At 55.6% G+C, this 4,874-nt stretch carries 6 protein-coding genes; 4 read left to right on the top strand and 2 right to left on the bottom strand.

Going from position 1 to position 4,874, the window contains the following annotated elements; translation table 11 throughout:
* From ACWVCN_RS07885 to ACWVCN_RS07875, 3 genes are all read left to right on the top strand, one after another.
* On the top strand, positions 1 to 631 hold a 631-nt coding region (locus ACWVCN_RS07885; RefSeq protein WP_455245017.1), incomplete at its 5' end, for a PLP-dependent transferase.
* 57 nt (positions 632 to 688) lie between these two features.
* Positions 689 to 1,084 carry a VOC family protein gene (locus ACWVCN_RS07880; protein WP_455245016.1) on the top strand — a complete coding sequence of 132 codons (396 nt, stop codon included), beginning with the start codon at positions 689 to 691 and terminating at the stop codon, positions 1,082 to 1,084.
* 58 nt (positions 1,085 to 1,142) lie between these two features.
* Positions 1,143 to 1,493 (top strand): sulfite exporter TauE/SafE family protein, encoded by a 351-nt coding sequence (locus ACWVCN_RS07875; protein WP_455245015.1) that lies wholly within the window; start codon positions 1,143 to 1,145, stop codon positions 1,491 to 1,493.
* 225 nt (positions 1,494 to 1,718) lie between these two features.
* On the opposite strand, the gene ACWVCN_RS07870 is transcribed toward ACWVCN_RS07875, so the two are convergent.
* Together ACWVCN_RS07870 and ACWVCN_RS07865 are read right to left on the bottom strand one after the other, a co-directional pair.
* Positions 1,719 to 2,474: a hypothetical protein gene (locus ACWVCN_RS07870; protein WP_455245014.1), complete on the bottom strand. Its 756-nt coding sequence runs from the start codon at positions 2,472 to 2,474 to the stop codon at positions 1,719 to 1,721.
* A gap of 15 nt (positions 2,475 to 2,489) precedes the next feature.
* The gene (locus ACWVCN_RS07865; RefSeq protein ID WP_455245013.1) at positions 2,490 to 3,701 is read right to left on the bottom strand and encodes a hypothetical protein; all 1,212 of its coding nucleotides are present in this window, start codon (positions 3,699 to 3,701) and stop codon (positions 2,490 to 2,492) included.
* Between the two features lie 256 nt (positions 3,702 to 3,957).
* Between ACWVCN_RS07865 and ACWVCN_RS07860 the strand changes: the two genes are divergently transcribed.
* Positions 3,958 to 4,874, top strand: a 917-nt coding sequence (locus tag ACWVCN_RS07860) for an aldehyde dehydrogenase family protein (RefSeq protein WP_455245012.1), incomplete at its 3' end; no start/stop codon positions are given.

Here is a 4,874-nt window from a genome sequence, read left to right as displayed (position 1 = left end):
GTTTGCCACGCCGATCAATCAACGACCGCTCGAACTCGGAGCGGATCTCGTCCTTCACAGCGCCACGAAATACCTCGGGGGGCATTCTGACGCGCTGGGGGGCGTGGCGGTTGGTTCGAAGAGGTACGTGGATCGTCTTTTCAGCTATCGGGAAATCAACGGCGCATCGCTTCATCCTGAGGCCGCTTTCCTGCTTTCGAGGGGAATGAAGACGCTCGAGCTTCGAGTGGAGCGGCACAACTTGAATGCCCTCGAGATTGCGACGTTTCTTGAGTCTCACGGGGCGGTGAAGGCCGTCTTCTATCCCGGGTTGAAGTCCCATCCCGGTCATGAGATCGCCCGAACCCAGATGCGGGGATTCGGTGGGGTGCTTTCCTTTGAGCTCAAGGGCGGATCTGATGCCGTCCGTCACTTTCTGCCCCGTTTGCGGTTTGCCCATAGAGCGGCGAGCCTGGGATCTGTCGGAACTCTTGTTGGGCCTCCATCGACCACGAGTCATGTTGAGCTGAGCCTGAAGGAAAGGGCTGCGGCGGGGATCCCAGAAGGGCTCATCCGGTATTCTGTCGGAATCGAAAACGTTGAAGACCTGATCGACGATCTGAAGGTAGCCCTGGAGGCCGAACCGACGTAGGGCGCGCTCTTGTTCGTACGATCCCGTTTCCTTCACACCACCAACCAGGGGAGACCCATGGCAAAGCAGATCTATGTCAATCTATCGGTCAAAGACTTGAAACGGTCGATGGATTTCTTCTCCGCACTGGGGTTTTCGTTCGAACCGAAATTCACAAATGACAACGCCGCCGCCCTGATCATTGGCGAGAACATGTATGCCATGCTCCTGGTCGAGGAGTTCTTTAAGCGATTTACGACGAAAGACATATGCGACACGACGAAGACGAAAGAAGTGATCGTTGCCATCTCGGTCGACAGCCGCACCGAGGTCGACGAGCTCGTCAAGAAAGCGAAGGCCGCCGGCGGAACGATCCCGCGTGAAGCAGAAGACCATGACTTCATGTACGGCCACGCCTTCGAGGATCTGGATGGTCATGCCTGGGAGCCGTTCTGGATGAAACCACAATCTTGAACCGCAGGATCCACGCGGGGGTACGCATTCAGAACCGCAACAACATCGGGAGGACGACATGCAATACCTAGCTTTTGGACTCGTTGCTGGAGTACTTGCGGGACTATTCGGCATCGGAGGCGGTGTTGTCATTGTCCCGGCCCTCATTTTAATCGCGAAGTTTCCACCGCAGAAGGCCACGGGGACATCACTTGCTGCGCTGCTTCTGCCGGTGGGCATCCTGGGTGCCTGGAAATACTATAGCCAAGGGAACGTTGACATCAGAAGTGCGCTCCTGATTGCGCTTGGACTTCTTGTTGGGGCATACTTCGGTGCTGAGATTGCGCTTGGCCTGCCAGCCCGGGATCTCCAACGGCTCTTCTCGGTGTTCTTAGCGGCGATTGCAGTATACTTGTGGTGGTCGGCGTAGGGGCTCAGGGGGGACAATGCGCAACGTCGTCTTCCTGCTGGGCCATGATACGATCATCGCCAGCACATGCAGGCGAATCTGTGGTGTCCCGCAAGAAGGAATCGGCGACATAGATCCCTTGTGCGAGCCTTAGAGGCTTCGTACCAAGGAGTGACGATGACGGCAAACGGCCCGGATCAGTGATTGCTCCTGACCCGGGCCGCTCGCGAGTGCTACTGCCCCCTGCTAATCAACCCGCCGCGCAGCAACCCCGTAGTTGACATTTTCCTTCACCCACCGGAAAAAGCTCTCCTGCTGGGCAATCGGCTTGTCAGGCAGATAGATCGTCGGCTCCTTCCACGAGACCATCACTTCGGCGTCCTGCGTCCAGACCTTCACGCGAGATCGTGGGACCCTCGTCTGCCACTTGTTGCCAACATCTGCCGTCGTATACAGGAGCCTCACGGTGATGTTTCGCGAGAGGGTCTCGAGAGGTTTGAACTGGATGCTCCTGAAGTCAGTTTCTCCCGCCTTTTTGACGTCAGGACGACCGTCGGAGACCATCACGATGGAGATGGGCCGCAGGATGAGCTTCCTGTTCCGTACCATCAATGCAATCTGTTCAAAGAATGCATTGTAATCCGTGTAGGGATTCTCGACACCTTGCGGGAAGATTTCACGGAGTTTCGCCGCGATCTCCTCGATGCTTTTATCCTCAAACGTCTGTTTGGGGAAGAAGGTCTTGGGGTCGTCGGCATCTGCGCCGCCGATCGAGCTCACAAAAAGAACGTTCGGTTCTTCGAGCCCGCCAAGTCCATTGATGTGCGCGTACAGATAGCGTGCCAGAAAATCGATGGCATCGTCGTAATAGCCGCTGTTCATGAATGATCCGCTAATATCCACACCGACAAACATCGAGAGACGGGGATTATCAGGTCCACTGTCACAGGATGCTGCGATAAGGGAAAGAAGCAGGACGGCTGTTCGTAGTGATCGTCGCATTGGTTCCTCCTTCCCTTAGGCTTCCTGGGCAGCTGTGGCTTTGGATGAAATAGTCTCCTGGCCGTTTCTGGCTTTCATCACGGCGTCGATGCTCGTGAAGGGGAGCTCGAACAGGTGCTTTCCGCTGACCAAAAGGGAGAGAAAATTGATCGTTGCCGCAACCACCTGAAGCGGGGGCAGCATGAAAGCAGCAAGGAGCTCGTCTCCCTTGGCCTTTGCCCAATCGGATTCCTGCTTGACTTTTTCAATGAAGGACGAGGAAAAAGCCTCCATCTGCGTGACGACGCGTTCTCCGGCTGGCTGTGTTCCCAGGCCCTTCCCCTGAATGATCGACAGGATGGTTGGGGTGCCGTGGGCGGCGAACAGGAACCACGACAGGCTACGGATCCCAAACCACGCCATGCACGCAATCGCAAGGGTCCAGAAGACACCGAGCTCAAAGCCCTCGCTGTACTGGGCGAACCAGGGAACAAGAGAATCCACGAACTCTCGGTACAGGAAGAACACTTCGACGAAGAGCACCACCACTTCGATCACACCGATACCGGCAATGAAGTAGAAGTTCTTGCTCTTCACGGCATCGACCAGGTTGGACAGCACAGCATAGCTTCCCAGGACGATGAAGAACAGGAACAGATACAGCGGAATCTTCAGCATGTATCCCGAGAGCTGCTCACCGGTGATGTTCGACAGTGTGTCTGCCACAAGCGGGGCCACGACGTACGTGAAGATGAGAGCCTCGATCAAGCACCAAAAGATCGTCAAAAACACGGCGATCCAGGGCACCGGGGAGCTGACGACGCTCTGTCCGGCATTTCGGATAAGTCGGAACGGAAGAAGCAGGAGCTCCTGGATAATTGACCAGAGGCCAAAAAAGATCATCTTGAGCATGCCCAGGAGTGCCCAGGTGAACGTCACGAGAAATTTGAACACGCCGCCCCAGAAGGCGACGATCGACTTGCCCAGATCCCACCAGGTGAGAAAGAGCAGGGTCACGAACCCCTTTCGCTTGCCGCGAAAGACCACAGTCACGACCGAAGGAATCGTGAGCCAGCTTGCGGCAATCACTGCGCAGGCGGGTAGCAAAAGAAACACCCGCTTGGCGACCATGATCCAGAGGTCATCTTCGGCCCCCCAGGCAAAATCAACGAATGCACCCTGGAAGAACGTCGGAAACAGGAGTACGGACAGGATAACGCGGACGATGCTGGTTGTTTCGATGAGCATGGGAGATCCTCCTGAAGCTGGGTTTCCGCATGACCATCGCGCGGGAAAACGGAAGGGGCTTTTGGCCACCGTGGGGAGCGATGGTCTGTTCCTTATGGTTAGCCAACGGATCCCACTGTTACCGTGACACGGGTCAATTTTTGGAACATGAGAGGGTAAGACTCGAACGAATGTCACACTGTCTCGATTTGAGCTTTCACTCACATATCACTACCATTGACGTACGTGATTGTGCATTCTCGAAAGGATACACCTCATGACATTTGAATCCATCAACCCCACGACGGGAAAACCGATTCAGACGTACACGGGGATGAACCCCAAAGAGGCCTCTGCAGTAGTCGATGCTTGCCACAAGGCCTTTCTGGAATGGAGAAAGGTGAGTTTCCCCGAACGAGCGCAGCTCATCAAGCGAGCAGCGCAGATACTGCGCGAACACGCGATGGAATATGCGACCCTGATGACCCGCGAAATGGGAAAGCCGATCAGCGGTGCTCTTTCCGAGGTCGAGAAGTGCGCATGGGTGTGCGACTACTACGCGCAGAACGCTCAAGAATTCCTAAAACGGGAGATCGTCGAAACTGACGCCGCGAAGAGCTTTGTGACATTTCAGCCAATCGGCGTAGTCCTTGCCATCATGCCCTGGAATTTCCCCTTCTGGCAGGTTTTCCGGTTCGCTGCGCCGGCTCTCATGGCAGGAAACGGGGGAGTGCTGAAGCACGCATCGAACGTCCCTGGCTGTGCCCTGGCAATAGAAGACGTATTCGTAAAAGCAGGGCTTCCAAAAGACATATTCCGTGCGGTGCTGGTCTCGAGCAAAGAGGTCGACGCCGTCATCAGTCATCCCTACGTGCGCGCCGTTACCCTCACGGGAAGTACACCAGCAGGTAAAGCTGTCGCGAGAAAAGCAGGAGAGCTGCTCAAGAAGACAGTGTTGGAGCTCGGTGGAAGTGATCCGTATGTGATTCTTGAAGATGCTGATCTGGACTCTGCAGTGGCAGCCTGCGTTACGGGACGGCTGATCAACTCAGGGCAGAGCTGCATCGCTGCAAAGCGATTCATCGTCGTTGAGGCTGTGTTGGAACGATTCACGAAGAAATTCGTGGAAGGCATGAAGTCCCAGAAGGTTGGCGATCCTATGGAGAAGGATACAGTGGTCGGTCCACTGGCAAG

It is taken from the genome of Petrachloros mirabilis (assembly GCF_975968855.1).
Note: the sequence above shows the minus strand (reverse complement) of the source record. Positions and strands in the feature narration are given on the sequence as shown.

What these genes read in the sequence shown, in the direction of transcription:
- ACWVCN_RS07880 (WP_455245016.1), top strand. Translation starts at nt 689, where the DNA reads ATGGCAAAGCAGATCTATGTCAATCTATCGGTCAAAGACTTGAAACGG.
- ACWVCN_RS07875 (WP_455245015.1), top strand. Translation starts at nt 1,143, where the DNA reads ATGCAATACCTAGCTTTTGGACTCGTTGCTGGAGTACTTGCGGGACTA.
- ACWVCN_RS07870 (WP_455245014.1), bottom strand. Translation starts at nt 2,474, where the DNA reads ATGCGACGATCACTACGAACAGCCGTCCTGCTTCTTTCCCTTATCGCA.
- ACWVCN_RS07865 (WP_455245013.1), bottom strand. Translation starts at nt 3,701, where the DNA reads ATGCTCATCGAAACAACCAGCATCGTCCGCGTTATCCTGTCCGTACTC.